Here is a 489-nt window from a genome sequence, read left to right as displayed (position 1 = left end):
ACCCCGCTCAGCGACCACCGCCGAACCCGACGATCCGCCGGTCACGGCCCCAGCCGTCCGCGAACGCGCCGCCCGCGACTTTCGTCGATCCTCCCCGCCGGCCACCAGCCCCCACGACCACCTGGCGAGGGCAACCCGCGGTTCACCGGCGGGTGTTCACACACCTGTGACACCTCTCGCAATCCACTGGCGTGCGACCACCGCCCCCAGCCACGATGGGGACAGCCGCGAACCGGGAGACGACCGACCATGACCACACGGACCGCCGCCGACCACGCACCCGCCCGCGCGTTCACCATCGGCCCGCTCCACCACGTCCAGCTCTCCGTCCCGACGGGCAGCGAGGACCGCTGCCGCGCCTACTGGTCCGGCGTCCTCGGCCTCTCGGAGATCGAGAAGCCGCCGGTCCTCGCCGCCAGAGGCGGCTGCTGGTTCCGAGGCGACGGCATCGAGGTCCACCTCGGAGCGGAGGCCGACTTCGTCCCCGCC

The 489-nt window shown here is 73.2% G+C and carries 1 protein-coding gene; it reads left to right on the top strand.

Translation table 11 applies throughout. The features are described from left to right. Nucleotides 1-249: 249 nt before the first annotated feature. On the top strand, nt 250-489 hold a 240-nt coding region (locus FNX44_RS27560), incomplete at its 3' end, for a VOC family protein (protein WP_500274219.1).

This window comes from Streptomyces alkaliterrae (genome assembly GCF_007097205.2).
GTDB lineage: Bacteria > Actinomycetota > Actinomycetes > Streptomycetales > Streptomycetaceae > Streptomyces > Streptomyces alkaliterrae.
The sequence above is the reverse complement of the archived record's forward strand: the minus strand, read 5'-3'. Positions and strand labels throughout refer to the sequence as shown.